Origin of the sequence: Gordonibacter faecis, assembly GCF_030077735.1 — a bacterium.
Lineage (GTDB): Bacteria > Actinomycetota > Coriobacteriia > Coriobacteriales > Eggerthellaceae > Gordonibacter > Gordonibacter faecis.
On sequence record NZ_JASJEU010000019.1, the window covers coordinates 69,502 to 95,232 of the forward strand.

The 25,731-nt window shown below is 61.7% G+C and carries 20 protein-coding genes; 11 read left to right on the forward strand and 9 right to left on the reverse strand.

Annotation, left to right across the window (positions count from 1 at the left end):
• The first annotated feature begins 188 nt into the window (after nt 1-188).
• Nucleotides 189-707 (forward strand): hypothetical protein, encoded by a 519-nt coding sequence (locus QNJ86_RS09685; protein ID WP_283832413.1) that lies wholly within the window; start codon nt 189-191, stop codon nt 705-707.
• Between the two features lie 128 nt (nt 708-835).
• Here QNJ86_RS09685 and QNJ86_RS09690 read toward each other — a convergent pair whose 3' ends face one another.
• Both QNJ86_RS09690 and nth read right to left on the reverse strand, forming a co-directional pair.
• Nucleotides 836-1,288 (reverse strand): cupin domain-containing protein, encoded by a 453-nt coding sequence (locus tag QNJ86_RS09690; RefSeq protein ID WP_283832414.1) that lies wholly within the window; start codon nt 1,286-1,288, stop codon nt 836-838.
• Nucleotides 1,289-1,376: 88 nt separating this feature from the next.
• Nucleotides 1,377-2,039, reverse strand: a complete 663-nt coding sequence (nth, locus tag QNJ86_RS09695) for an endonuclease III (protein WP_283832416.1) — start codon at nt 2,037-2,039, stop codon at nt 1,377-1,379.
• Nucleotides 2,040-2,188: 149 nt separating this feature from the next.
• Between nth and QNJ86_RS09700 the strand changes: the two genes are divergently transcribed.
• From QNJ86_RS09700 to QNJ86_RS09730, 7 genes are all read left to right on the forward strand, one after another.
• A complete protein-coding gene (locus tag QNJ86_RS09700; protein WP_283832417.1) occupies nt 2,189-2,350 on the forward strand; it encodes a hypothetical protein in 162 nt (53 codons plus the stop codon).
• A gap of 190 nt (nt 2,351-2,540) precedes the next feature.
• Nucleotides 2,541-6,173, forward strand: a complete 3,633-nt coding sequence (gene mfd / locus QNJ86_RS09705; RefSeq protein ID WP_283832418.1) for a transcription-repair coupling factor — start codon at nt 2,541-2,543, stop codon at nt 6,171-6,173.
• Nucleotides 6,170-7,156 (forward strand): DMT family transporter, encoded by a 987-nt coding sequence (locus QNJ86_RS09710; protein WP_283832419.1) that lies wholly within the window; start codon nt 6,170-6,172, stop codon nt 7,154-7,156. Before mfd ends, QNJ86_RS09710 begins: the two co-directional genes overlap by 4 nt.
• Complete coding sequence (locus tag QNJ86_RS09715) at nt 7,156-8,250, forward strand: dipeptidase (protein WP_283832420.1); 1,095 nt, start codon at nt 7,156-7,158, stop codon at nt 8,248-8,250. The genes QNJ86_RS09710 and QNJ86_RS09715 overlap by 1 nt, the downstream gene beginning before the upstream one ends.
• A gap of 144 nt (nt 8,251-8,394) precedes the next feature.
• On the forward strand, nt 8,395-8,856 hold the full coding sequence (locus QNJ86_RS09720) for a MarR family winged helix-turn-helix transcriptional regulator (protein ID WP_283832421.1): 462 nt from the start codon (nt 8,395-8,397) through the stop codon (nt 8,854-8,856).
• Entirely contained in the window at nt 8,856-10,187 is a 1,332-nt protein-coding gene (locus tag QNJ86_RS09725) for an MATE family efflux transporter (RefSeq protein ID WP_283832422.1), read from the forward strand. The genes QNJ86_RS09720 and QNJ86_RS09725 overlap by 1 nt, the downstream gene beginning before the upstream one ends.
• A 183-nt stretch (nt 10,188-10,370) precedes the next feature.
• Nucleotides 10,371-11,897, forward strand: coding sequence for a helix-turn-helix transcriptional regulator (locus QNJ86_RS09730; RefSeq protein WP_283832423.1), 1,527 nt, complete (start codon nt 10,371-10,373; stop codon nt 11,895-11,897).
• A 45-nt stretch (nt 11,898-11,942) separates the two neighbouring features.
• Here QNJ86_RS09730 and QNJ86_RS09735 read toward each other — a convergent pair whose 3' ends face one another.
• The 6 genes from QNJ86_RS09735 to QNJ86_RS09760 all read right to left on the reverse strand — a co-directional run bounded on the left by QNJ86_RS09735 (nt 11,943) and on the right by QNJ86_RS09760 (nt 18,799).
• On the reverse strand, nt 11,943-12,344 hold the full coding sequence (locus tag QNJ86_RS09735; protein ID WP_283832424.1) for a PaaI family thioesterase: 402 nt from the start codon (nt 12,342-12,344) through the stop codon (nt 11,943-11,945).
• A gap of 8 nt (nt 12,345-12,352) precedes the next feature.
• On the reverse strand, nt 12,353-13,549 hold the full coding sequence (locus QNJ86_RS09740; protein ID WP_283832425.1) for a hypothetical protein: 1,197 nt from the start codon (nt 13,547-13,549) through the stop codon (nt 12,353-12,355).
• A 258-nt stretch (nt 13,550-13,807) separates the two neighbouring features.
• Nucleotides 13,808-14,929: a 4Fe-4S binding protein gene (locus QNJ86_RS09745; protein WP_283832426.1), complete on the reverse strand. Its 1,122-nt coding sequence runs from the start codon at nt 14,927-14,929 to the stop codon at nt 13,808-13,810.
• Nucleotides 14,922-16,493, reverse strand: coding sequence for a glutamate--tRNA ligase (gltX, locus tag QNJ86_RS09750; RefSeq protein WP_283832427.1), 1,572 nt, complete (start codon nt 16,491-16,493; stop codon nt 14,922-14,924). Before gltX ends, QNJ86_RS09745 begins: the two co-directional genes overlap by 8 nt.
• A 153-nt stretch (nt 16,494-16,646) precedes the next feature.
• Nucleotides 16,647-17,387 (reverse strand): lipoprotein intramolecular transacylase Lit, encoded by a 741-nt coding sequence (locus QNJ86_RS09755; protein WP_283832428.1) that lies wholly within the window; start codon nt 17,385-17,387, stop codon nt 16,647-16,649.
• Nucleotides 17,388-17,428: 41 nt separating this feature from the next.
• Nucleotides 17,429-18,799, reverse strand: a complete 1,371-nt coding sequence (locus QNJ86_RS09760) for an ATP-grasp domain-containing protein (RefSeq protein WP_283832429.1) — start codon at nt 18,797-18,799, stop codon at nt 17,429-17,431.
• 310 nt (nt 18,800-19,109) lie between these two features.
• On the opposite strand from QNJ86_RS09760, the gene metK reads away from it, so the two are divergent.
• From metK to priA, 3 genes are all read left to right on the forward strand, one after another.
• Complete coding sequence (metK, locus tag QNJ86_RS09765) at nt 19,110-20,375, forward strand: methionine adenosyltransferase (RefSeq protein WP_283832430.1); 1,266 nt, start codon at nt 19,110-19,112, stop codon at nt 20,373-20,375.
• Between the two features lie 363 nt (nt 20,376-20,738).
• Nucleotides 20,739-21,599, forward strand: a complete 861-nt coding sequence (gene dinD / locus QNJ86_RS09770; RefSeq protein WP_283832431.1) for a DNA damage-inducible protein D — start codon at nt 20,739-20,741, stop codon at nt 21,597-21,599.
• A 23-nt stretch (nt 21,600-21,622) separates the two neighbouring features.
• Nucleotides 21,623-23,953 carry a replication restart helicase PriA gene (gene priA, locus QNJ86_RS09775; protein WP_283832432.1) on the forward strand — a complete coding sequence of 777 codons (2,331 nt, stop codon included), beginning with the start codon at nt 21,623-21,625 and terminating at the stop codon, nt 23,951-23,953.
• Between the two features lie 81 nt (nt 23,954-24,034).
• Here priA and QNJ86_RS09780 read toward each other — a convergent pair whose 3' ends face one another.
• The gene (locus QNJ86_RS09780; protein WP_283832433.1) at nt 24,035-25,540 is read right to left on the reverse strand and encodes a D-alanyl-D-alanine carboxypeptidase family protein; all 1,506 of its coding nucleotides are present in this window, start codon (nt 25,538-25,540) and stop codon (nt 24,035-24,037) included.
• Nucleotides 25,541-25,731 lie beyond the last annotated feature (191 nt).

Below are 25,731 nucleotides of genomic sequence, written 5' to 3' on the forward strand. Positions count from 1 at the left end.
ATCAGCGACGGCGCGCGCGCCTAGTCCCTTTAGGGATGCATCCGTTCGCGCGAAGCGCGAAAACGGGGACACCGATTGGGTTCTCCGCCTGCGGCGGAGCGGATGCTCTGGAGAGCATCCCTACGAGGGTAACCTAACAGGTAAGGTTAATGCTATCTGCATATGTCCGCGTCATAAAGCAAGGGTAGGTGGGGGTCTTCTGGTGTAATAATGTGAGTGAATGCGTTGTTGATAAATGGGACAAGGATGTTGAGAGTGTGACGCTTTATGCTCATTGGACGTTGCAGATTGACTGCGCTATTCCGACCTCGGTAGATATAGAGGTGGACGCTTCGGGTACGAGCACTACAAGCGCTACCCCTGAGTTTTCATCTTCGACACCTGCCGACATTAAGGTGACTGCTGTCTCAAGTACGCAGGGTGCAGATGCAGCAACGCTCTTTGCCAACAATGTTGCTATAGGGGTTGGTATTCAGCTTAAGCCTGCCTCAAGTGGCTTGCCTGTTACGGTGCCGCTTACCTCAACAGGTACCACCATTCCGAACAACGGTTGGACTATTGCTGCTGGAAGCACCACCACACCGACCAAGTTTGCTGTTGCATTTAGCTTGTCGCTTCCGAGTGAGACTCAGCTTAACTATCGTCCCAACACGCCGGTTACTGTAGCCAACCTTTCCTATGTGATAAAACTCGCAAGCGCTTCGTAGGCTCACCACAACATTTCGCGGCAGGGGCCACCCGTCCTGTCGCACAACCCGCAGGCGCGCCTTCCCATCCCCGGCGCGCCTGTGTGTTTGGTGACTTGTGTTTTCGCTCTGGCGCGCGAACGATGCTCTTAATGTTCGAGATTCTCGTAGTCTTCTGCGCCTACGGGTTCGAGCCATTCGTTGGAGGTGTTTTCGCCGGGGACTTCGAAGGCGAGGTGGGAAAACCAGCTGTCCTTCGCGGCGCCGTGCCAGTGCTTCACTTCGGCGGGGATATGCACGACATCGCCCGGTTCGAGCGCGCGGACGGGCTTTCCCCACTCCTGATACCAGCCACGCCCGCCCACGCACACAAGCATCTGCCCGCCGCCTGATGTGGCATGATGGATGTGCCAATGATTGCGACACCCTGGCTCAAACGTGACATTCATAAAGGGAATTTGCTCTGTGCTGACGGGAGCCAGGTAACTCTGCCCGTCAAAGAACTGCGCAAACGCGTCGTTGGGGTCGCCAATGGGGAACATGAGCGTGCTCTCGTAGACGGCGCGACTGATGTTCTGTGATGTGGTATTCGGTGCGGTCATGAGGTACCTCTTTTCTTTCACTATCCGCTGTCAAACCCAGTGTGAACTCTGAAGCTCACTCCAAGTCAAGAGGCGGGCGAGCATTTCTTTACACCTTGCAGCAGCTGGGGCAGATATCGCAGAGGAAGCAGGTGGCGCATTTAGGGTTGCGGGCTATGCAGGTTTCGCGGCCGAACAGCACCCACTGGTGGTTGATGGGGCCCCAGTATTTGCGCGGGTACAGTTTGAGCAGCGCCGTCTCGGTCTTGGCCGGCGTGTCGGCCGAGGGGCCGGCGAACTTGAGCCGATGCGCGATGCGGAACACGTGCGTGTCCACCGCGATGCCCTCCACGATGCCGAACGCTTCGTTCAGCACGACGTTCGCGGTCTTGCGACCCACACCCGGCAGCTTCTGCAGCTCGTCGATGTCGCGTGGGATCTCGCCGCCGTAGTCGGCCACCACCATCTGGGCGGCTTTGATAACGTTTGCAGCCTTCGTGTGATAGAAGCCGATGGTGCGGATGATGTCTTCCACGTCGCGCACGTCGGCCGCCGCGAGGTCGGCCACGGTGGGGTAGCGCTCCCACAGGGCCGGCGTCACCTTGTTCACGCCCTTGTCGGTGGTCTGCGCGGACAGCAGCACGGCAATGGTCAGGCGAAACGGGTCGCCGCCGTAGATGAGCGCGCACTCGGCGGCCGGGTAGTGCTCGTTCATGCGCCGAGCCACTTCCAACGCCCGCTCCCGCTTAGTACCCACAGTCTCCCGCGCCATGAAGCCTCCTTGGACAAAAGGTTCAATACTCTCAGGTACATCAGTATAACGTCTTTCGTGGTTATCGCAGTTGACGGCTATAATGGAAAAGACAGGCGTGCAGGTATACGGTTCCCGACTATTGGACCATTGGTGCGGTGTATGCGCGCTTGGTTGAAGATGTTGCCGAAAGCGACGACGTGGTTCAGGCCTTGCAGGCCGTCTACTTCTCGTGGATGGATGATGCTCTGTCGAACTATAATTCCGATTTCTATTATCAGCCGCGCGATTACCTTGCTGCCTGCTATCGTGCCGGAGAAGTGCTTGAGTAAGCTTGGCGTACCCCTGCCGTAGCGTCTGTGATTTCTTCCTCTTGGGTGGGTTTCGCGGCGTGTGGGGTGGGCGTCGTGTAGTAGAATCGGCTGCACTTGTTCGCGCTTGCGTGGACGGGGAGAAGTAACCTTGCAGGAAGCCGCGAAATGCGGCTTTTTGTGCTGCTTTTGATACGAAAGAGGACGCACTATGCTTATCGACTCGCTCACCTTTACGCTGGAAAAATCAGGTGCGCTCGAAACGTTTTGGGGCAAGCTTGATGCAGGCGAAGATGGCGCACTGGGGGTGGCGTCCTCGGCACGACCGTTTCTGGTGGCGGCGCGATTCGCGCACAAGCCGCAAACGACGCTGGTGGTTGTGGCGGGCGAAGACGCAGCCGTGGCGTTCGCGCGGCAGGTAGCGGCGTATCTGGGGGACGAGTGCGTCATGCGCTTTCCCGAGCGCACCGACTATCCCTTCAATCCCAAGGCGAGCGACCCGGCGCAGGCCGCGCGGCGCATGGAGGCTGTGCATGCGCTCGCTTCAGGGCGCGAGGTTGTGGTGGTGGCGAGCGCGCGGGCGCTTGTGCGCATGCTGCCGCCGGCGGGGTCCAACGTGCACCTGCCGCTTGTGTTTGAAGCAGGGCGCGAACTTGCCGCTATGGAGGGTGCGCAGGCGGCGGGCGTGGCTGAGTTCAGCGACGTGGCGCGCGCGCTTGAGGAACGTGGCTTTGCGAATACGGGCGAGCTGGACGGGCCCGGTACCTTTGCCGTGCGCGGCGGCACGATCGACGTATTCCCCGGCAACCTGGTGTATCCCGTGCGGCTGGACTTTTTCGGCGATGAACTGGACGAAATCCGCCGCATCGTGCCCACAACGGGGCAGACCATCCAGGCGCTGCCGCGCACGGAGGTGTACCCCGTCATAGAATTCGCCGCTTCGAAAAGTGCTCTTGCGCGTGCCCGCGAAAAGCTTGAGCGGCCGGCCGAGACGAACGCGGCTCTGCGCGACGTGCTGGAGAAACTCGACGGTGGCCTGCGTTTCGGCGGCTCCGACGTGCTGCTGCCGTACTTGTACAACAAGACGGCCACGCTCGGCGACTACGTGCGTCCCGGTGCGCTGACGGCGCTGGTGGAGCCGCGCTCGCTCTTCGACGACATGGCGCACGCCTACGAAGATGTGGCTGGTCGCGCGAAGGGGACGGGCGTGGGGCTGGCGGGGCTCTACGCCGAGCCGAGCGCGGTGAGTTTCGGCGAGGGCCAGCGCGCCACCTACGTGTCCATCATGACCGTGGGCGGCCACGTAGATGACGAACTGCCGGTGAAGCGCGTGGAGGTGGCGGGGCATCCCGACAAGCTGTACGGCCGCCTGCGCAGCCTCGTGGACGGCGACTACACGGTGGTGTTCAGCGCCCCGAACTTCCGCGCCCGCCAGGACATGAAGTTGGCGTTCGTCGATCAGGGACTTCCCATACAAGAATTCTTAGATTCCGCCGTTCTAACGAACGGCGGAAGTGCCGACGCTGTGGCTTTCCGTGGCACCCAATCTCGCGGCGATGCCGAAGGCTTGCGTACCGAAGTACGCGGCGCCTCCGCCATCCCCACGATCTCGGGCACCACGAAAACCCTAGCTGACGTTGGTGGACCTGCGTGTTTGGAAACCCCTGGTGCGGCTAAGCGGCGGTTGCGGCGCGGTGTGGTGAATATTGTGGACGTGGACGTGCCGCTTGGCATGATCATTCCGAAGGCGAAGCTGGCGATGGTGAGCATTTCCGATACGCAAGGCGCCTCTGCGGCGCGGCCGAGCCGGCATGTGGACATCACCGAGATCACGTTTCCCTACCAGCCGGGCGATTACGTGGTGCACGCGGCGCACGGCGTGGCGCACTTCAAGGAGCTGGTGCGGCGCGACGTGGACGGCACGGCGCGCGACTACCTGCTGCTGGAATACGCCGAGGGCGACAAGCTGTACGTGCCGGTGGAACAGCTCGACCGCGTCACGCGCTACGTGGGGCCGGAGGGGGCGTCGCCGCGCCTCACGCGTCTCAACACGGCCGACTGGTCGCGCGCTTTGAAGAAGGCCCGCGCCGCCACGAAGAAGCTTGCGTTTGACCTGGTGGATGTATACACGCGCCGCGCCACGGTGCAGGGGTATCGCTTCGGGCCCGATACCGCGGCTCAACGTGAGATGGAGGAGGCGTTCCCTTACCAGGAGACACCCGACCAGCTGGCCGCCATCGCCGACGTGAAGGCCGACATGCAGTCCGCCAAGCCGATGGACCGTCTCGTCTGCGGAGACGTGGGTTTCGGTAAGACCGAGGTGGCTCTGCGCGCGGCGTTCAAGGCCACGCAGGACGCCAAACAGGTGATGGTGCTGTGCCCCACCACCATTCTCGCGCAGCAGCACTACACGAACTTCAAAGAGCGCTGCGAACCCTTCGGCGTGCGCGTGGAGGTGCTCTCGCGCTTCCGCACGCCGGCGCAGCAGGCCGCCGCGCTCAAGGGTTTTCAGGAAGGCGACGTGGACATTCTCGTGGGCACGCACCGATTGCTTTCGCGCGACGTGAACCCGCATGACCTGGGGCTCGTCATTATCGACGAGGAGCAGCGTTTCGGCGTGGGTCACAAGGAGCAGTTGAAGAACCTGCGCGAGTCCATCGACGTGCTCACGCTGTCGGCCACGCCCATCCCGCGCACCATGCAGATGTCGCTGTCGGGTGTGCGCGACATGAGCCTTATTCTCACGCCGCCCGACGAGCGCCGTCCGGTGGAAGTGCACGTGGGCGAGTGGGATCCGGACCTCGTGAGCGCGGCCATTCGTCGTGAATTGGCGCGCGAGGGCCAGGTGTACTACGTGTCCAACCGCGTGCGTTCCATCGATGAAGCCGTGCGTCGCGTGACGGCGGCTGCGGGTGAGGCGCGCGTGGGCGTGGCGCACGGGCAGATGACGCGCGAGGAACTTGAGCGCGTGATGGAGGACTTCAGCGCCGGCGAGCTGGACGTGCTGGTGGCCACCACCATCATCGAAAGCGGCATCGACAACCCGCACACCAACACGCTTATCATCGAAGACTCGCAGCGCCTCGGCCTGGCGCAGATGTACCAGCTCAAGGGCCGCGTGGGCCGCTCATCCACGCAGGCGTACGCCTACTTTATGTTCCCCGAGCACGTGAGTTTGACCGAGGAAGCCGAGGCGCGCCTGACCGCGCTCGACGAACACACCGACCTCGGCAGCGGCATGCGCATTGCCATGCGCGACTTGGAGATTCGCGGCGCGGGCAGCCTCATGGGCGCCGAGCAATCCGGCAACATGTCGGCTGTGGGTTTCGACCTGTTCGCGCAGATGCTCTCGCAGGCGGTGAACGCTACGCGCGAAGGCGACCTCAAGGCCATGGAGGCGCTGCCGCCTGCCCTCTCCGACATAACGGTGAACGTGCCCGGGCACACCTACCTGCCCGAGGATTACGTGCCCGACGCCGACGAGCGCGTGCTGTGGTACCGCAAGATTGCCTCCGCCGCTACCGAGCAAGCCGTGGAAGACGTGGCTTCTGACCTGGCCGCGAAGCGCCCCGACATGCCCCAGGCGGCGAAGAACCTGCTGGAGAAGGCGCGCATCAAAGCGTTCGCAAACGAGCATCACATCAAAACCGTGTCGGTCACGGCGGGCAAGCTGGTGGTGGAACCCATCGATGTGCCTCGCGACAAGATGACGTCTCTGCGCCGCTCGGGTGGGCGCTACCTGACTGACAAGCGGAAGCTGCAGTTGCCGCTGCGGCACTTCAAACTGGACGAGGGAGACAACTTGCTGGGCCCCGTGTTCGCATTTTTGAAGGAGCTGGCATGAGAGACGGTATTGCTGCAGGTGCGGCGCTGCTGCGTCGGCGCCATGCGAAGGGTGTCGCTTGTGCGCTGGTGGGGGCGGGGCTCTGGGGGTTCTCGGGGGCGTGCGCTCAGTTTTTGTTGGGGAATTACGACATTACGCCCTCGTTCATTACGGCGGTGCGCATGTTGGGTGCGGGCGTGTTGTTTTTGCTGGTGCTGGCTGTACGCAGCCGCGCGCAGTTGGCGGCTATGCTGAAGGATCGAAGTTCGGTAGTTCAGTTGGTGGTGTTTGGCGCGGTGGGGTTGTTTTTGTGCCAGATCACCTATGCCGTGGTCATTGGTTATACGAACGCGGGCACGGCTACGGTGTTGCAGAGCACGGGCATCGCCTTCGTTATGCTGTTCACCTGCCTGTTTGCGCGGAAGTTGCCGCGAGCGCGCGAAGCGGTGGGGCTCGTGGCGGCGCTGGCGGCTACGTGGCTTATCGCGACGCAAGGCGATCCCAGCGCGCTTTCTATGCCGCTTGCGGGCCTTATGTGGGGTATTGCGAATGGCCTTTCGGTGGCGTTCTATATTATGTATCCGAAGCGCCTGTTCGCACGCTGGGGGAGCTTTGCAGTGACGGGCGTGGGGATGTTTGTTGGTGGCGTGGCGGCGATGGTTGTGTTGCTCGCAGGAGCGGCGTGGGGCCAGCCGGCAGCGCTGCCGCATCTTGATGTGGCGGGTGTCGCCGTGCTTGCAATCATTGCTATAGTGGGTACGTTTGCGGCGTTTGCGCTCTACCTGCATGGCGTGTCCATCGTGGGGTCGGTACAGGGAAGCCTGCTTGGCGCCATCGAGCCCGTGAGCGCCACGGCCTTTTCCGCCCTCTGGCTCGGCACCGCATTCTCCGGCGCCGACTGGATAGGCTTCATCCTGATGATAGCCATGATCTTCCTCGTCACCGCCGAAAAGCCGGGACAGAAAGTGACTCCCGTAGTGGAAACGGAAGGGGAGCGAGCATAATGGGATTGTTGATGCTTGAGGACCTTGCGGCTGAAGAGGCGGCGCGCCTAGGGGTTGTGGCTGCGCCTGCGGAGGTTGGCGGGTACGTGTCGGAGAACAAGTTGCGTGTGTTTGACCTGCATTGCGATACGCTTGATCGGTTGGCGTTTTATGGGGATGCGTCGGTGCCGGGTGGGTTTGCTGAGCATGATGCGGGGATTCCTGCTGCGCGTATGGCGACGCTTGGCGATAACGATGCACATATCTCGCTTGCGCGCACCGCTGGGTTTGCTTGGTGTCAGTGTTTCGCGGCGTTTATTCCGGATGTGGTGCGAGGCGATGCGGCGTGGAGTCTGCTCGAGCGCGTGCGGCGCGTGTGGGAACGTGAGCTGGAGCGTTGCGGCGATCGGCTGGCACGTGTGCGTACGATGAGTGACGTTGAGGCTGCGTGGGTGGCGGGCAAGACGGCCGGCATATTCACGGTGGAAGGCGCATCGTTTCTGGAAGATGACGACGCAGCCGAGGCGCGCCTTGATGCGCTCGCTGAGGCTGGCGTGCGCATGGTTACGCTCACGTGGAACGGCCCGAATGCGCTGGGGAGCGGCCACGACACGACGGAGGGCCTGACCGCATTCGGCCGCGTGATCGTGCGCGAATTGGAACGTCGCGGCATCGCGGTAGACGTGTCGCACCTGAACGACGAGGGCTTTAAAGATGTATGTGCCGTTGCCACGCGTCCCTTCGTCGCCTCGCACTCAAACGCGCGTGCCGTGTGCGGCCATCCGCGCAACCTTGCCGACTGGCAGTTGCGTGAACTTGCCGACCGTGGTGGCATCGTGGGCCTCAACTTCTGCCGCGACTTCCTTTCCGACGTTCACGCTGATTCAACGCCCGACGACATGCTGCGCCACGTCGATCATATACTAGAGGTAGCTGGCGAAGACGTTCTCGCCCTCGGCAGCGACTACGACGGCTGCGACGTCCCCACCTGGCTTGACCCCTGCGACCACGTGGACACCCTGCACAACCTTCTCGCTCACCACTTCGGACAACCCCTAGCCAACAAAATCTTCTCCCAAAACGCCCACACCTTCTTCGCGCGCCTTGAGGTCTAGATCTTTCTTTGCCAAAGGAGTGAAGGAAAACAACAGCTTCGCTTGGGCTCGTGGGTGTTTCGTGAGGGGGGTTGCTTAGTCCGAAATCAGACTTATACTCCGCTGGGTACGAAATCGGACTGACGTATGGCGGAGGACACCTCAATGGACGCACGGAATGCGCGTGCTAACCGCGAATATAACAACTTGTATCGGCTCTCAAACGAGCTCTATCACAACGTAGCCGTGAGGATGGGCTTGTCGGATAGTGCGTTTGACATCCTGTATGCCTTGGATGACTTGGGCGATGGGTGCTCGCAGAAGGAGGTGTGTGTGGCGTCGGGTCTGTCGAAGCAGACGGTGAACTCGTCGGTGCATCAGCTCGTGCGCTCGGGTGCGCTTGAGCTACGGACGGAAGGCGGGCGTGGTACCCACCTTCATCTGACCAAGGCGGGCCATGCCCTGGTCGCGCGCTGCATTCACCCCGTGGTCAAGGCGGAGGAAGCTGCATTTGGCGCGTTGACGCCCAAGGAGTGCGATACGCTCCTGTGCCTCTCAAGGCGCTACTTGGACGCGTTTCGCAGTGAACTTGAGGCCCTGCCCACTACGAAAGGAGGCGAGGCGTAATGGCTATCAAACTCTCAGATCACTTCACCTACGGGCGGCTGGTGCGCTTCGCGCTGCCGTCCATCGCCATGATGATTTTCACCTCCATCTACAGCGTGGTGGACGGCCTCTTTGTGTCAAACTTCGCCGGCAAGGAAGCGCTCGCGGCCGTAAACCTGGTGTTTCCGCTGGCCATGGGGCTGGGTTCAGTCGGCTTCATGCTGGGCACGGGTGGTGCGGCCCTCGTGGCGAAAACGATGGGCGAAGGCGACGAGGTGCGGGCGAACCGCCTGTTCAGCTTCATCGCACTGGCAGCGGTAACTGCTGGCATCGTGTTGGCCCTGGTGGGTGTGGCCGCACTCGAACCAATACTTGCCGCGCTCGGCGCGCAGGGCTCGCTCATGGAGCAGGGCCTCATGTACGGGCGCATTCTTGTGGTGGCCCTGCCGCTGTTCATCGTGCAAAACGTGTTCCTCAGCTTCTTTATTGCGGCGGAGAAGCCGCAGATGGGGCTTGTGGTTACGGTGGCGGCGGGCGTGACGAACATCGTGCTTGACTACGTGTTCATTGCCTTGCTCGGGTGGGGCATTGCTGGTGCGGCGCTGGCGACGGCGGCGGGCCAGGCGCTTGCAGCCATTGCCTCGACCGTGTTCTTCGCGCGCAGCAAGACTACGCGCCTGCGCTTCACCCGTCCCCTTGTAGACTTCCGCGCACTTGGTGCCACCTGCGTAAACGGCTCGTCGGAACTTATGACCGAGGTGGCGGCGTCGGTGGTAAGCATGCTGTATAACTACCAGCTCATGCTCATTGCGGGCGCGGACGGCGTGGCGGCGTATGGCGTCATCATGTACGTGAACTTCATCTTCACGGCTGTGTTCTTTGGCTTCGCCATGGGCACGGGTCCGGTGGTGAGTTTCCACTACGGCGCGAAAAACGAAAGCGAACTCAAGGGGCTTTTCCGCAAGAGTCTTATATTAGTAGGCGGCACGGGTGCGGCCATGCTTGCGGCCTCGCAGTTGCTGGCGGGTCCCCTGGTGAACGTGTTTGTGGGCTACGACCCGGCGCTTGCCGATATGACGTTGCACGGGTTCCGCATCTATGCGGTGTCGTTTTTGGTGGTGGGCTTCAATATCTACGGCTCGGCGTTCTTCACGGCGCTCAACAACGGCAAGGTGTCGGCCCTCATCAGCTTCATGCGCACGCTTGTGTTCGAAACATCCACCGTCATGCTGCTGCCCATCATATGGGGTATCGACGGCGTATGGAGCGCCATCATCGTAGCCGAGACCTGTGCGCTCATACTCACGACGTTTTTCTTCATCTACCTGCGCAAACCCTACGGCTACGCGTAAAACCGTCAGGCGTTTGCGGGGTTTTCGCACCCGCCACCAAGAAGCGCAGCGCATATGGGGAAGCCGAGGGATTAAACGGCGTGCGGTGCGACACGGCTCGCTTTGCCTATAATGTCGAACGGAGAAGACGGGGCTGCTGCGTGCGGCCCGGTTGAGGTGACTTCGGCGAGTGAAGGAGGCAGGGTGGCAACGAAGGGGCCAGGCGGGTTCCCGCTGCGCTGCGGTATAGCGCTTGTCGCCATCGTGTCCAATGCGCTCGCGCTCAATTTGTTCGTGGGCCCCTCGGCGGGCGCGTATCCCTCCTACGCGGGGTTTGCGCCGGCTCTGGCCGCTGTCGTGGCGTATGGGGTGCTGCTCATCGTGTCGCGGAAGCGTCCTGCTGCGCTTGGTGGGCCTGCGGCGGCCGGAGGTGCCGCGGGGTTGTTCGTGGTAGGCGCCCTGCTTGTCGCCGGGGGATATGTGACGCAGTCGACACCGGCGTCCCTCGTCGGGTGGTTGCTTGCCACCTGCGGCACAGCGTGGGTTGTGGTCATGGTGAGCTTGACCTTGTCGAAGGTGGAGCCGAAGCTTGGTTTCACCTTGGTACTGGGTGCGTTTGCGCTGGTCTATGCCGTGGCAGCTGTGGTGGTGCCTGCGCTTTCCGTGGCCCCCTTCGGTCGTTTGCCGCTGTTCGGGTTCTATGTGTTCACCTTCGCGGTGGCCTTTATTGGTGCGCAAAAAGCTGGCCGCGCGGCGCTCGCTTCCTTTTTGTGCGAGGACGTTGCTTCAACGGATGGCTCACTGCGACCGCGCCTGCCGCTAGTGTGTGCCGTGCTGTTTGCGCTGGGCGCGGTGTGTGGCTATACCGCGTTTGTGGTGTTTGGCACGCGCGAAAGCGCCGGCGTGAGCTTCTGGGCGGTGGCGGCTGCGCTGCTCATTGTAATTGTGGTGTCGCGCTTTGCACGCAGCCGCACGGATGCTGTGTTCCACTTTGGGCTGCTGCTCGTGCTCGCCGGGCTTTTAGTGGTGCCCTTCATTGCCCAGACTACGAGCGGCGAGCGCGTGGCGCTTGTGTATATGTCGAACACGCTGCTCACGGCCGGTTCCGAATGCTTCGCCCTGCTGGTGTGGATTGTGCTGGCGGTGCGCGGTGCGCGCTATCCTACGCATGCGCTGGTAACGGTGGCAGGTGGTCGCTTGGCGCTTGCGTGCGGCATGCTGGCGGGGCTCGTGCTGGGGCTGGTTGCGAGTTCGTTTGCGGCGGTGAACCCCCTTGTGCCCGACATGGTAGCCGTGGCAGTGGCGTTTGTGCTGGTAGCGTACGCGCTGGTGGGCCTGCGGCGCTTCAGCTTTGAAGAGTCGTTCGCGAATGCCGCGGCGCCGATAGGGGAAGCACGTGCGCACGCGCACTTGGCACGTTCTGCCAGAGCGTCTGAAACGCAGCAGTCAGTTGAATCGCCCGAGGTGCCGTCCCCGCAGGTGTCACTTGCGGCCGACACGGCTGCTTCCATCGAGTGCGCGTGCGAGGCGCTGGCGCACACCGGCGGCCTCACCGTGCGCGAAACCGAAATCCTCAAGATGCTCGCGCGTGGCCGCAGTGCGCCCTTCATCGCGCAGGAATTGGTCATCTCCCAAAACACGGTGAAGACGCACGTGAAGCACATCTACGCCAAGCTTGACGCGCATTCGCAGCAAGAAATTATCGACCTCGTTGACGAGACAAGTTGCTAGGCGCTGCCAGCAGTTCGTGCCTCACGTGCAAGAAGTCTACGCTCGCTAGCGATAGCAGGTGGCGGTCATGCGGGCGATATCTTTGCCCAGGTCATCCTTCACTACAACTGTATAGAAAGCCAGGTGGCGGCCTGGTTTGTCACATACGGCCTCGGCGGTGAGTTTCGTCCCCTTCGTCGTGCGCAGAAAGCTGATGGACGAGTCCACCGACACGGTGGGTTCCTCGCCGATGTTGCAGCAGATGGCCAGTGCGAAGTCGGCCAGCGTGAAGATGGCGCCGCCCATGACATTGCCCATGGCGTTGCGGTGCACGTCGGCGAGCTCCATCTCAGCCACAGCGCGCCCGCGCTCGCCGGACACAACACGGCATCCCGCGGCCTGTGTGGCAAAACGATCGTCGGCGAACACGGCTTGTATCTCATCAAGGGTAGGGTTTTCAGGAAGCATAGATGTCCTTACGAAGCAGGGGTGGCTGTGACGGCGAACAACTCTAGCCAGTCGCCGTCTTTCACGGTGACGGTTTGGGTGCCGCCGCGGATGACGTACTTCGTTTCGGTGATGGAGTCATCGGAGAAATCCAAATCCTTCATTACGTACGCCGCGCGCTCATAGTCGCTATTGGGCTGAGCGTCGTCCTGCACGCCCAGGGTGTAGGTTCCGGCCGGCAGGTCGGTGCCCACGCGATAAAGCCCACTTTTGTACGGAGATTCAGGGTGAAATTCAGCGCCGGAAAGAGGACGTACGCGCAGATCAGAAGGCGCGTCAAACGCAAAGACATCGCCTTCTTCCAGTTCGACAAAGTAGTTGCCGATATACACCACAGCATCGTCCATCTCAAAGGTGTTCGTGTCCTTGTCCTTCTCGAACACGTAGAAGTTGCTCTGAGTGGTTTGGTTGCCCTCCACGAAATACAAACCGGGAGTGAGGTCTTTGCTCGCACCCACCTCGTGCACGCCGGGCGTGAAGGCACCATCTTTCTCCTTGCCAAGCGACAGGTTAAGGTCAAGGTTTGAGTTCAAGAAATTTCTGACATCGTCGGCCGAGCGAAGGGTGTAAGAGTCGGTGTAGTTGTCAAGGTTATCGAGGTTCTCGTCGAAGCTGTCGTAGGGGTTCCAATAGTTGTCATAGTTGCGGTAGCTGTCGCTGTAGCGATTCTGCGCCACGTCAGTCATCACAGCGCACGCCGTGCAGCTCACGCATCCGCCCATACCCAACAACAGCAGCACGAGGCATCCGCCCAACAGCCAGGGCCACACTTTCTTCTTCTGAGGCGGCTGGGGAGCGGGGTAGGGCGGCTGTGGCGGATAGGGTGGCACGGGCGGCTGCTGGCCCATGCCGTAGTAAGGTTGCCCGACACCCTGATACGGCGGCTGACCCGGATAGGGCTGCGCAGGCTGCTGCGGCTGCGGCGGAGCAGCCTGGCCATACGGCTGCTGAGGCTGCGGCGAGTAGGCAGCCTGGCCGTAAGGCGGGGTCTGCGGCTGCTGCGGGGGATAGGTTGGCGTCTGATAGGGAGAAACCGGCTGGTCAGAGGCCTCGCCAGGCAGCGGCGGGCGCTCGTAAGGTGAAGGCGGTGGTGTTGCGGGTCCACTCGACCCGTCCGGTGCTTCTGCGCCGGTGGCGATAGGGTTCGGTCGCTCGGAATCGGTCATAGGAAGGCTCCTTTGCCTCGTGCGGACGAGGCCATCTTACCATAAACCAGCAACCGGCCCCCTCCGCTATTGGTGCGTCGACCAAGGGGCTGCAACAATTCCTTACCGGCCAGGTTGGTCGTAGGGCAAGGGCTCTGCCCTTGCCGTCAACTACGTCTGACCTGCAAGTTTGCCATGTTGGGCGGCAAGGGTAGAACCCTTGCCCTACGGAGGACCTGTAAAGGGTACTTTTGTTACAGCCCCTTGTCATGTGCAGACTTACTCCTGCGTGGGTTCGTCCTCGTAAAGCAGTGCTTCGGCGGTTGTTTCCACCAGTTCAACCGCGCCTTCGGGGCACACGTCCACGCACAGGCCGCACCCGATGCAGTAGCGCGCATCAAAGGCAAGCGACCCGTCGCCCGGGTTGGGGAAGCGCGCACCTGTCGGACACACCTGCGTGCAGGCAAGGGCGTTAGTGCACTGCTCGTAATCGGTCTCGGAAATGACAAGGGGTATGCGGCTTGCAAGGGAAGGATCGCGCTCAAGCGCCTCCAGAAGAAGGCGGCGCTTCGGCTGCAAGGTCTTGCGCGTGCGACCCTCGGGCACGAAATCGTTAAACTCTATGCCGTTGCCCAAGTTCAGACGCGCGAGGGCTCGCGAGCGCTCGCGGCGCTCGTAGAATTCCTGCAGCACTTCGGAGTTGCGTAGGCGGCGCTTGCCGCTGGCAATATCGCTCACATCTCCCACCAGGTTCGTGAACGCGCTGCGCCTGTCAACGCCCGCCGGGTCGGCCAAGTCTTTCAGCAGGTTTTCCTTTTCGGGAATGACATCCAGCGCACCCACCGAGCGCCCACTCCATGTCTCGGCTGTTTCGATGGCATGGGCTGCCAGCATCTCGCCCATCTCGCCCGCACGCTCGCAGTCGGCGCAGTAGGAAAGATCGGCGGCCACCTTCACCGGAATATTCTCGGCCAACAGTAGCGTCCAAAACTCGGGCGAGAGGCAGGCCAAACACGGCAGCACCACCACGTTAGCGGCGGGCTCCAGGCCGGGGAACACGTTTTCTTTGCACGTGACCACCACGTCCTCGCCGCGCAGTGCGATACGGCGCATGCGGCCGTGCAGGTCGGCCATGGTCACGCGCGTGGACGAGAACGTGTCGCAAATTCCCAGGCAGATGCCGCAGCGCGTGCAGGCATCGGCATCGATAAGGGGCATGCCGTCCTCGCTGAACGAAATGGCATCCTTCGGGCAGGCGAGCGCACACCGCTCACAATCGGCACCTTTCGTGCGCGTGCAGAAATCCCGCAGCACCACGATCCGCTGCGGACGCTCAGGGCTAGCGGCCTCGCCGGCACCGGGCGTGCTGTTCTCGGGTATGTCGGCCATCGACTCAGCCACCAAACACCTCATGTGTCACGTAGTCGATGCGCGCCAGTATGTCCTCGCGCGGCAAAAGCTCAATGCTTTCGAACAAAGGCGGCGACACCATGTTGCCACACACGGCCACGCGCAACGGCTGGAACAGCAGCTTCGGCTTCAACTCCAAGCGCTCACCCTCGGCGCGGCACGCTTCCTCCAGCTTCTCCGCGTCCCAGGCGATGCTCTCGTCGGCCAGCACGCCGCGGCAGGCGGCGAGCGCCTCGTCGGCGCGGGCACCTTCCTTCTTCAGTACCTTGTTCACGCTCTTCTCGTCCAACTCCACGTTGCCGCCCCAGAACATGAAAGCCAGCTTGTCCACCACCTCATCAAGGCGGGTCAGCCGCTCGGAGACCAGCGGATACAAGTCGCAGTACCACACGGCGCGCTCCTGCACATCAGCGAGTGCGGACTCAATGGCGGCCCCGTTGAACGCCGCGTCGCGCTCTTCGGGCGCAATCGGTGTGCCCGCCGCCACGGCGCTGCCGAGGATGTTAGCCTGCGCAAGCCACAGAAGCGACGAGCGCACCCACGCGTTCGGCCCCATCTCTTTGATGTACTGGCCGTTCATCCAATCGAGCTTTGTCTCGTCGAACACGGCATCTTTCTTGGTCACGCGCTCAAGGCTGAAATTCTCGCACAGCGTTTCGCGGTCGATGATGGTGGTCTCGCCGTCAAGCGACCAGCCCAGAAGCGCGAGGAAGTTCACCATGGCGTCGGGCAAATAGCCGCGCTCGCAGAATTCTTCCACGCTGGCCGCGCCATGGCGCTTCGAAAGCTTCTTGCCGTCCGCGCCGAGAATCATCGACAGGTGTGCGAACGTGGGCACGTCGTAGCCGAGTGCTTCGTAGATGAGAATCTGGCGCGGGGTGTTGGACAGGTGGTCGTCGCCGCGGATGACGTGCGTGATGCCCATGTTGGCGTCGTCGCAGACCACGGCGAAGTTGTAGGTGGGGGAGCCGTCGGTGCGCACCACAATCATGTCGTCCATGACCTCAGCGGGGAAGCTCACGTGGCCATATACCGCGTCGTCGAACTCGATGGGCCCGTGATTCTCGGGCACGCGCAGGCGCCACACGTGCGGCTCACCGGCGGCAATGCGCGCGGCTGCCTCCGCAGGGTCAAGGTCGCGGCACGTCCGGTCGTAGCCCGAGTAGCCGCCCTCGGTCGCCTCAGCCTCGGCGCGCTTGGCGTCAAGTTCCTCCTTCGTGCAGAAGCAGGGATACACGCTGCCGCGCTCCTTCATGAGTTCAAGCGCCGCGGCGTAGGTATCGGTGCGCTGCGTCTGGAAGTAGGGGCCTGCCGTGCCACTCACCTCGGGGCCTTCGTCCCAATCGAGACCAAGCCATTTCATGGCGTTGAGGATGACCTGCACATTTTCCTCAGTGGAACGCTCGGGGTCGGTGTCCTCGATACGCAAAATGAAGTCGCCGCCCGTCGCGCGAGCAAACGCCCAGTTATAAATAGCCGTGCGCGCCCCGCCCACATGCAACCGCCCCGTCGGCGAAGGCGCAAACCGCACTCGTACTTTCTTCTCACTAGTCATGGCTTAAGAAGACCTCTCGTTCAAAGCTTGCATTCGTTTGATTCATCCAACGTGGTGCTCTGCCTGAGGGCATGCCACGCGCAGTTCCGCACGAGCCGAACAGCCCAGTGGGCTGTTCGAGCGAGCTCAGGACTGTTTGAGCATGGCATGCCCTCAGGCAGAGCACCGGCGCCGCAGGATAATCCCAATCACGAGTGCCAGTATAGACAACCCGGCGGTCGTCGCAAGCCAGACGCCCCCCATGCCCATCCAAAATGCAGGAGGGTACATGGTAATGAGCAGTGACTCATACGAGAACGTCCACGTGCCATCGGCAAAGAACAGCGAGTGGAACGCGGCGAAAAATCCGTTGAAGTCCACAAGCACCCAGGCGGCCAACAGCGCAAACACTATAAGCACGCCCGCGCCCGCAGCCATCAGCACGCCGCCGAACTTGCGCATGCCTGTTCGCAGCGCCACGAAAACGCACGCAACCGCTGCAAGCACCGCCACACCTATAAGCACCGCCCGCGCAATTACCACCACGCGGTACACATCATCAAGATGGGAAAGCGCCTCCGCATCAAGCGTGTACACGTCGGGCGCGGCGGCAAGGGTGGCGTCGTCGGCGGTGGCGTAGCGCGTGTTCGCGCTCGCGTTGATATCGTGCAGCAGGGCGAACACAGCCTCGCGGTCATTCGATCCAACCGTGTAATCGCGCGTGACAACGGCCGCCTGCACAAGATCGTCATGCGAAAACGGCGTCGCGGGGTTGTCCATCCCGGAAAACGCGTTCGCCAGCATCTCGGTTGTCTGTGGCAGGGCCGCACACATGGCGAACCCAGCGGCCACAAACGTGATGGACAGGGTAAAGGCGGCTACCACGGCAGCCGCCTTGTTGACAATTTCCCTCATGTTCTCCCGCTCTCGTCCCCCATGTGCCTTGGTTAGTTGCGTTAGTCGCGGTCAACCCACAGGGTGGCCGCCGTCATGCCCTGCATGTCCTTCGAGATGGTGGGCTTGGGTCCCAGGCGGCTGAACACGCCGGTGAATGTGCCATCGAACAGGTACAGGCCGTTCAGGTTGTTGTACAGCGTGGGCTCAAACGGCACGGCGCCATCGGGCAACTCGTCGATGCCGGTGTCGGGCGGCAGCGTCTCAGTCTGGAACGGCACAATGTAGCGCTGCACGATAAAGGGGTAGCCCGCGCGCCCGTTCGCGAAGCGGTCAACCAGCTCTTCCCATTCCTCCTGCGACACCGCGGCGCCCGCGTACACCTCGTCGGCGCCGTAGTGGTCGGTGGGCTTGATAATCCATTCGCAGCGGTTTTCGCGGATCTGAGGCAGGTTCACGTGCTCGTCGTCCAAAAAGGCGGTGAGGGGCACGGTCTCTTCAATGAACGAGATTTCGTCCGCGTTCAAAAAGGCCGTGGTGCGCTCGTCGAACAGCACCTTGAAAATCTGCTTGTCATGCACGATATGTCCGGCGAAACTTCCGATGAGAGCCACAGCGCCCGCGCGCACCGCGTCGAGGAACGACTGCGATTCGTTCCAGTGGTCAATCACGTCGTTGGTGACGCAGCGCCGCCATACGGTGTCCACGCGCGCGCCTTCTGGGTCACGCAGTACCTCGCCGTCAAACGTGAGGTCGCGCACGTCGGCCACGATGCATTCCACGCCGCGCTTTCGGAACAGTTCCGCGTAAATGTGAAACTCGTCCACCACGCCGTTTTCCAGATAGTCAACAATGGCCACGCGGGGGTTTTCCACGCGCCGCTCGTAGGTGGCGTAGATGTTTAAAAACGCGCTCACCCAGCTCTCGAACAGCTCACAGCTTTCCACGCGGTGGCGCCGCGCGAACTCTTGGTAGGTGGGCGACAACTCCACCGAGGCTGTGATCTCGCGGTTCTCGTTCATGCCTGACGAGCCGTCGGCGTTGAATTCGCAGAACTTCACGCGCATGTCGTCCTCGTTGAGGAACGTGTCCACGCGCGCGAACGGCAACAGCGAATCGTAGCCGCGCGGCAGGCAGATGAGTTCTTCCAGACGCGGATCGAAATCGAAGGCGCGTCGATACTCCGGGTCGTCCAGGTAGTGCTGGATAACCTTGCAGAGGATGCGGTGGGCCGTTTCGGCGGTGTCCTTCATCACCTGGTAGGTTTGCGCGTCGAACAGGCGCGGCACGAAGCTTGCGGCTACCACCTGGTGGTGCACGATGGCTGTGGAGTTTTGCAGGTAGGTATACGCCGCGCGGCGGCCGGGGACATCGCCCTCAAGCGACGTCATGATGTCGAAGTATTCGCTGGTGTAGTCGGCATTGTGCGACATAGGCGCTCTTTTCCGTCGGGGTGCACAGTTTTCGGCGTGTAGTGTACCACGGCGGCGCGCGGCGCTGGCACCTGCGGCCTGCGCCTACGCGCGACCATCACGCAACTGCCATGCGGCTGTCATGATGGCCGGTGCCGCCCGCCGCCAGCCGTCCGCGGGCGCTTGATGCGCCTTGACGTAGAATAGTCGTGATTTGCCGGCGGTAGGGGCCTGCGCGAACCGATATGTGCTACCCTTGACGCAAAGAGAAGCGGGCGCCCCGCGGGCTTTGTGCGCGGGGCGTTTCGCGGTTGAGAGAGAATGGGGAACCATGGCTGAAACGCATACATCGTACCTGTTCACGTCCGAGTCTGTGACGGAGGGGCACCCCGACAAGGTGTGCGACCAAATATCCGATGCCATCCTGGATGCCATTTTGGCGAAAGAGGCGGAACTGGCCGCGCGCGACTACGTGGCTCCCAACGGCTGCCCGGCCGATCCCGCGCAGGTGAGGTGCGCGTGTGAGACGCTGGCCACCACGGGATTGGTTATGGTGACGGGCGAAATTCGCACACAGGCTTACGTGGACGTGCCTGCCATTGTGCGCGAGGTGCTTTCCGACATTGGCTACAACCGTGCCAAGTACGGCTTTGACTGCGACACGTGTGGCGTGCTGAACGCCATCCACGAGCAGTCGCCGGACATTGCGCAGGGTGTTGACGAAAGCTGGGAGGCTCAGCACGGCCTGGCTGGTGACGACCCTTACGAGCGCATTGGCGCGGGCGACCAGGGCATGATGTTTGGCTACGCCTGCAACGAAACGCCCACGCTTATGCCCCTGCCTATTTACCTGGCGCATCGTTTGGCCGAGCGCCTGGCAACGGTGCGCAAGGACGGCACGCTGCCGTATCTGCGCCCCGACGGCAAGACGCAGGTGTCCGTGCGCTACGTGGACGGCCGCCCGGTGAACGTGGAGAAAGTGGTGGTGTCCACGCAGCACGCCGAAAGTGTGTCGCATGATGAGTTGCTTGTGGCCATTGTTGAGCAGGTAGTGGAGCCGGTGCTGGCCGCCGAGGGCGTGCAACTGGCCGACAACGCCGAGATTCACGTGAATCCCACGGGCCGCTTCGTGGTGGGCGGGCCCATGGGCGATGCGGGCCTCACCGGCCGCAAGATTATTGTGGACTCGTACGGCGGCATGGGTCGCCACGGCGGCGGTGCATTTTCCGGCAAGGACTGCACGAAGGTTGACCGCTCCGGTGCCTACGCCGCGCGTTGGGTGGCGAAAAACGTGGTGGCTGCAGGCCTCGCCGAGCGCTGCGAGGTGCAAGTGGCCTATGCTATTGGCATGGCGCGTCCGGTGTCGGTGATGATTGACACCTTCGGTACTAATAAAGTAGACGAAGAAATTATCGAGCGCGCGGTGAGCGAGGTGTTCGACCTGCGTCCGGGTGCCATCATCGACGAGCTGAATTTGCGTCGCCCCATCTACCGCAAAACCGCCGCCTACGGCCACTTCGGCCGCGAACTCCCCGAATTCACCTGGGAGCGCACCAACAAAGCCAACGACCTGCGCAAAGCCTGCGATCTGGCATAAACGAGCGCGAGATCAACCCAGCGAACCGGTCCACAAAAACGTGGGCCGGTTTTTGTTTGGCGGCACTATTTTTTATCGGTATTCGTCAATCATTGGCGAGCTAATAATTAGTATGAATTTTGCTTTGAATTGGGTACAAATGTACGTTAATATATGATATTATACGAGCATTCAAAAGAGCCAGTGCGGATGCTTCGGTCTTCTGCGACTTCAGTTGCCCATGCCGATGCCCATAGATGGCGGTGGAGTTCCGCGCCGCCCGTACCACGTCCGCAAGATCCTCTCAGCAACGGAACGCAGTCCGCTCGCGCTTTGTGGCGCTTTCGCGTTGGCGTAGCTTGCGGACGTTAGAGGAGGCGCACTATGGAGAAAACTGACATTGAGAAGCGTAGAATGACGCTCGATGACCTTGCGCGCATCGACGAGGAAAGTGGCGTTGAGTACTGGTACGCACGCGACATCATGGGGTTTCTGGGATATACGAAGTGGCAAAACTTCGAGGCTGCTGTTAAAAAGGCAATGATATCCGCAGAAAGCAGCAAAACCGCAGGTGAACACCATTTTGCTGGCGTCAGTAAAATGGTCGAACTGGGGAGTGGTTCGCAGCGCAAAGTTAAAGATTACAAGCTCACACGCTATGCCTGTTATCTTATTGCGCAGAATGGTGATCCGCGTAAAGAAGAGATTGCCTTCGCTCAAAGCTACTTTGCCCTGCAAACGCGGAAGCAAGAACTTATTGAAGAACGCATGGCGGCACTCTCGCGCATTGATATTCGTGAGCGGTTGTCGGAGGCCGAGAAGGAGCTTTCGCGCAACATTTATGAGAGAGGCGTGGACGAGCGAGGGTTCGCACGTATCCGCTCAAAGGGTGATGCGGCGCTATTCGGTGGCAATACAACTGCCGATATGAAGAAACGTCTTGGGGTTCGTGAGACAAAGCCACTCGCTGATCATCTTCCTGCCGTCACGCTTGCTGCCAAGCAACTCGCCACGGAGATGACGAACCATAATGTGCAAGAAAAAGACCTCCAGGGTGAGCAACCTATTACCGAGGAGCACGTTGATAATAACCTTGGCGTGCGCGATCTGTTGGGTCAACGAGGTATCAAGCCTGAAGAATTGCCGCCCGAGGAAGACGTACGCAAGCTTCAGCGTCGTGTTGCAAGTGACGAGCGGACGTTGGAGAAATCTTCGAGGGGGTTTCCGGCGACTGAGTCGCTTTGAGTGGGTGGTATATACTGACGGGTATGAAACTTGCATCGGTTATTCTAGACATACCTACACAAGCGCTTGATGCGCCCTATACTTATGCGGTGCCTGCAGACGGCGGCGACGGCGACCAGCCTGTTGAGGTAGGGTGCGCGGTGCTCGTGCCGTTTGGTGGACGGCGCGCGGTTGGGTTTGTTGTGGCGCTGGAAGAGCGCGCTGAGGGGAATTGGCCGGAAGGGCTTGATCCCGCAAAGTTGAAAGGCATCGTGCGTGCAGTCAGTCGTCCCTACTTTGACGAAGAGGGTGCGGCGTGTGCGCAGTGGCTCTCGGAGCGCTACCTTGCGCCGCTTTCGTCGTGCGTGCGCCTGTTTACGCCGCCCGGTGGCGTGCCGCGCATGGTGCGCTCGCGCGAGGGGTTCTGGCGGCTTGAAGAGCCGGCTGTCGGTGAAGTCGACGACCGCTGGGTGATGCCAGGACCGGCGTTTGCGGAGTTCACGCCCCGCAAAAACGCCGTCAAGCAGGCCTCTATTGTGGAGGCGCTGCGTGCCGGCGAACTGCGCGTAGCCGAGCTCGCTGCTGAGTTTGGTGCGGTGTCGGGCCCTCTGAAGACGCTGGAGAAACAGGGTGTCGTGCGCGTAGAGCGCCGCCGCCGCATGCGTGGCATGCAGCAGGATGAATCGCAAGGTGAACAGCCCGCTTCCTTTACTCCCAGCGCTAAGCCGCCGCTTACGGCGGGGCAGGCGGCGGCCCTTGCGGCTATTGATGCGGCGCGTGAGCGCGCGGCAGGCGAGGTTGTGCTGGTGGATGGCGTGACGGGTTCCGGCAAGACGGAGGTATACCTGCAGGCCATCGAGGCTACGCTTGCGGCGGGTCGCACGGCATGCGTGCTGGTGCCCGAGATATCACTCACGCCACAGACGGTGGGACGCTTCCGCGGTCGCTTTGGCGATACGGTGGCGGTCATGCATTCGCGCATGAGTCAGGGCGAACGCTTCGACCAGTGGGACTTCATTCGCAGTGGCCAGGCGCGCGTGGTGGTGGGGGCTCGCAGTGCGCTCTTTACTCCGCTTGCGAACCTCGGTCTCATTGTCATCGACGAGGAACACGAAGGTTCCTACAAGCAGGACAGTGCGCCGCGCTACCATGCGCGCGACGTGGCCGTCTGGATGGCGCGTCGTGCGGGGGCGGCTGTGGTGCTGGGTTCGGCGACGCCGTCCATCGAATCGCTGCATGCCTGCGCGAAGGATCCCACCTGGCATCAGGTGGCGCTCCCCGAGCGCGCGAACGGCAAACCCTTGCCCGAGGTACGCGTGATTGACATGGCGAAAGAATTCTCCAGCGGGTCACGCTCGATGTTCTCCGGAGCGCTGTCGCGCGCCCTTGCCGAGGAACTCTCGGCGGGACGCAAGGCGGTGCTGTTGCTCAATCAGCGCGGGTTTGCGAAGTTCCTCTTGTGTCGTGAGTGTGGGTTTGTGCCTGAATGTCCGTCGTGCTCCACCTCGCTCACGTTTCATGAGCGTGGGAACTTCCTCATTTGCCATCATTGCGGTTATCGCATCTCAGCGCCTGCGGTATGTCCGGAATGCGGCAGCCCCTACCTCAAAAAATTTGGCGCCGGCACCCAGCGCGTGGAGGCGGACTTGCGCGTGCTTTTGGATGAGACGCCCAGCGTAGGCCCGCAGGTGCCCATCGTGCGCATGGATGCCGACACCACCAGTGGCAAAGGCGCGCACCAGCGGCTACTTGAAGAGTTTGCTGCGGCTGATGCGGCGGTGCTTCTCGGTACGCAGATGATAGCGAAGGGGCTCGATTTCGAAGACGTGACGCTGGTGGGTGTCATCAACGCCGACACCATGTTGAAGCTGCCGGATTACCGCGCCGCTGAGCGTACGTTCGCGCTGGTAGAGCAGGTGGCAGGACGCGCCGGGCGCGCGGAGCTGCCGGGGCGTGTGCTCGTGCAAACCTACGAGGCAGATGCGGCTCCCATTCGCGCCGCGGCCGCTTATGATCGTGCGCTCTTCTTGCGCGATGAACTGCCTAAGCGCAAACTTTTGCGCTATCCGCCCTATGTGCGCATGGCAAACGTGCTGGTGTGGGGCGCATCGGAGGAAGCAGTGCGCCACTCGGCTGAGGCGCTGCGCGAAGGCGTGGCCGCTCAGGTGCGTGACTTTGGCGGCCAGGAGTGGGACGTGCTGCCCGCGTCTCCCTGCGTGTTGGCGAAGCTGCGAGGTACGTATCGCTGGCACTTCGTGGTGAAGTGCCCCTTGAATGGCAATCTTTCAAGCGTGTTGCTACCCTTTTTCCGCGCGCGCAAACCCGAGCGCGACGTGAACGTAGCGGTGGACGTGGATCCCGACGACTTGCTCTAAGTGCCATTCTAGGTTGGACGTAGGGCAGAGCCCTTGCCCTACGGAAAACCTGGGGCAGGTGGGGGCTTTTGTTGTCGCCCCTTACGACACGCGCTGTGCGCCAAGGTTGAGCAGTTCACTTTCCGCAACAGTTGGCTGGCCGAACAGTCCGCGGAAGAAGCGGTCGAGCGCAACGCCTGCCGACTCCCACCAGGTGGGTGGTGCAACGTCTTCCGCGGCGACAAGATCTGCCTCCCACACGGTGGTGTCTTCCTGGTGAAACGACAGATGTCCAACTACGTCGCCCGCATGCACCTCGCCACTCACCTCGAAAAACTCCACTTCCTGATTAAGACGGCCACCAGCGACCGGCACCTCTATGCTCGCGTTCGTATCATCTACGGTGGCGGCAAACGTGCAATCCACCCAGTCGGTATGGGCGACCGTTGCCACCAGGGGACGGGTTGTCTGTAGCTCGCCGCTCTGTTGTGTGACGCTATGCGGCGCCGTGATCAGCTGATAGCGAATCTTCTCGGGTTCGGCTGCTTCCTCGGGTTTCGGAGCTTCCTCCTCGGGAACCGTATCGCCTGCCTCAAGACTCTCGCGGTTTGCCAGCACCCAGTCGTAGAGCGCTTGTGAATCAATGAAGCGCTGCGGCTTCGAGGACGATCCCAGCACCACGGCGTAGTATTCATGTCCGTCACCCCTGTTCACGGCCGTGGCAACGCACGGCCCTGCGGCCAAGGTGTAGCCGGTTTTTGCCGCACACGTGCCGGGGTAAGATTGCAACAAGGTATCGGTGTTGTGAAGCGTCAAGACCACCTGGGCACCCCCGCGCTCAACCACGATGTCCACTTGTGAATACGCCACGTTAGTACGCACAAGGTTACTACCCATAGCGGCGCGCAGCACGCGCGCCGTGTCCCGGGCGCTGCTGTACTGCCCCTGCGCGAAGCGGTCAAAGTCCAAACCGTGGGGGTTGGTGTAGAGTGTGGCGGTTAACCCAAGTTCGGCCGCCTTGGCGTTCATTGCGTCGACGAACGCTGCCTCGCATGTGATCGCATCGCCGGAGCGCCCCTGTTCGGCAAGGAGAACCGCCCCCGCGGCTTGAGCGACGGCACTCGCCGCATCGTTGCCTGAGGCGCACAGCACCGCTTTTAGCGCCGTATCGAAGGTCATCACATCTCCGGACAAAAGCCCCGCGCTCGACTCTCCCACAGAAGCCGCCTCGGGTGTAACCACAATGGTGGAGGTGGCATCCAGGTGTTCGGCAGCCACCAGCGCTGTCATCAATTTTGTAAGCGAGGCAATCTGCACGGGCTCGTCGGCCGCACGGCCATACCACAGCGTGCCTTCGTCATCGATGAGGGCGGCGTGCGCTGCGTCGATGTTGGGCAGTCCCTCCGCAGGCATTCCACGATCTACCGCCGTTTTCTCTCGCACAACATCGTCGGCATCAACGTAACCCCAGGCGAGCGGTGCGGTAAAAAACAGCAAAAGGAAGGCCAAAGACAACGCGATTACCACAACTCCAGCGCGTCTTATGCACGCGAGCGATGCGCCGGGGTGTGAGGCCTGCGGGGCACTGCCGGTACAGAAATGAGTCATAACGCGCTCCTTGTCTTCGTCCGTCGCGCCTTCTCAAGGTGGCGCGGTCGAAGCACTCATCGGTTGTGAGCGGGCGATCCGCAAAAAGGGCGTTTCATACCGTCGCCCGCACTTTCTCTCGCCGCTGTTAGCGAAATGGTATCGGTTCGTTGCCTCCGGGTAAACCCCGTGGTACCGTGACCGCTTACGAA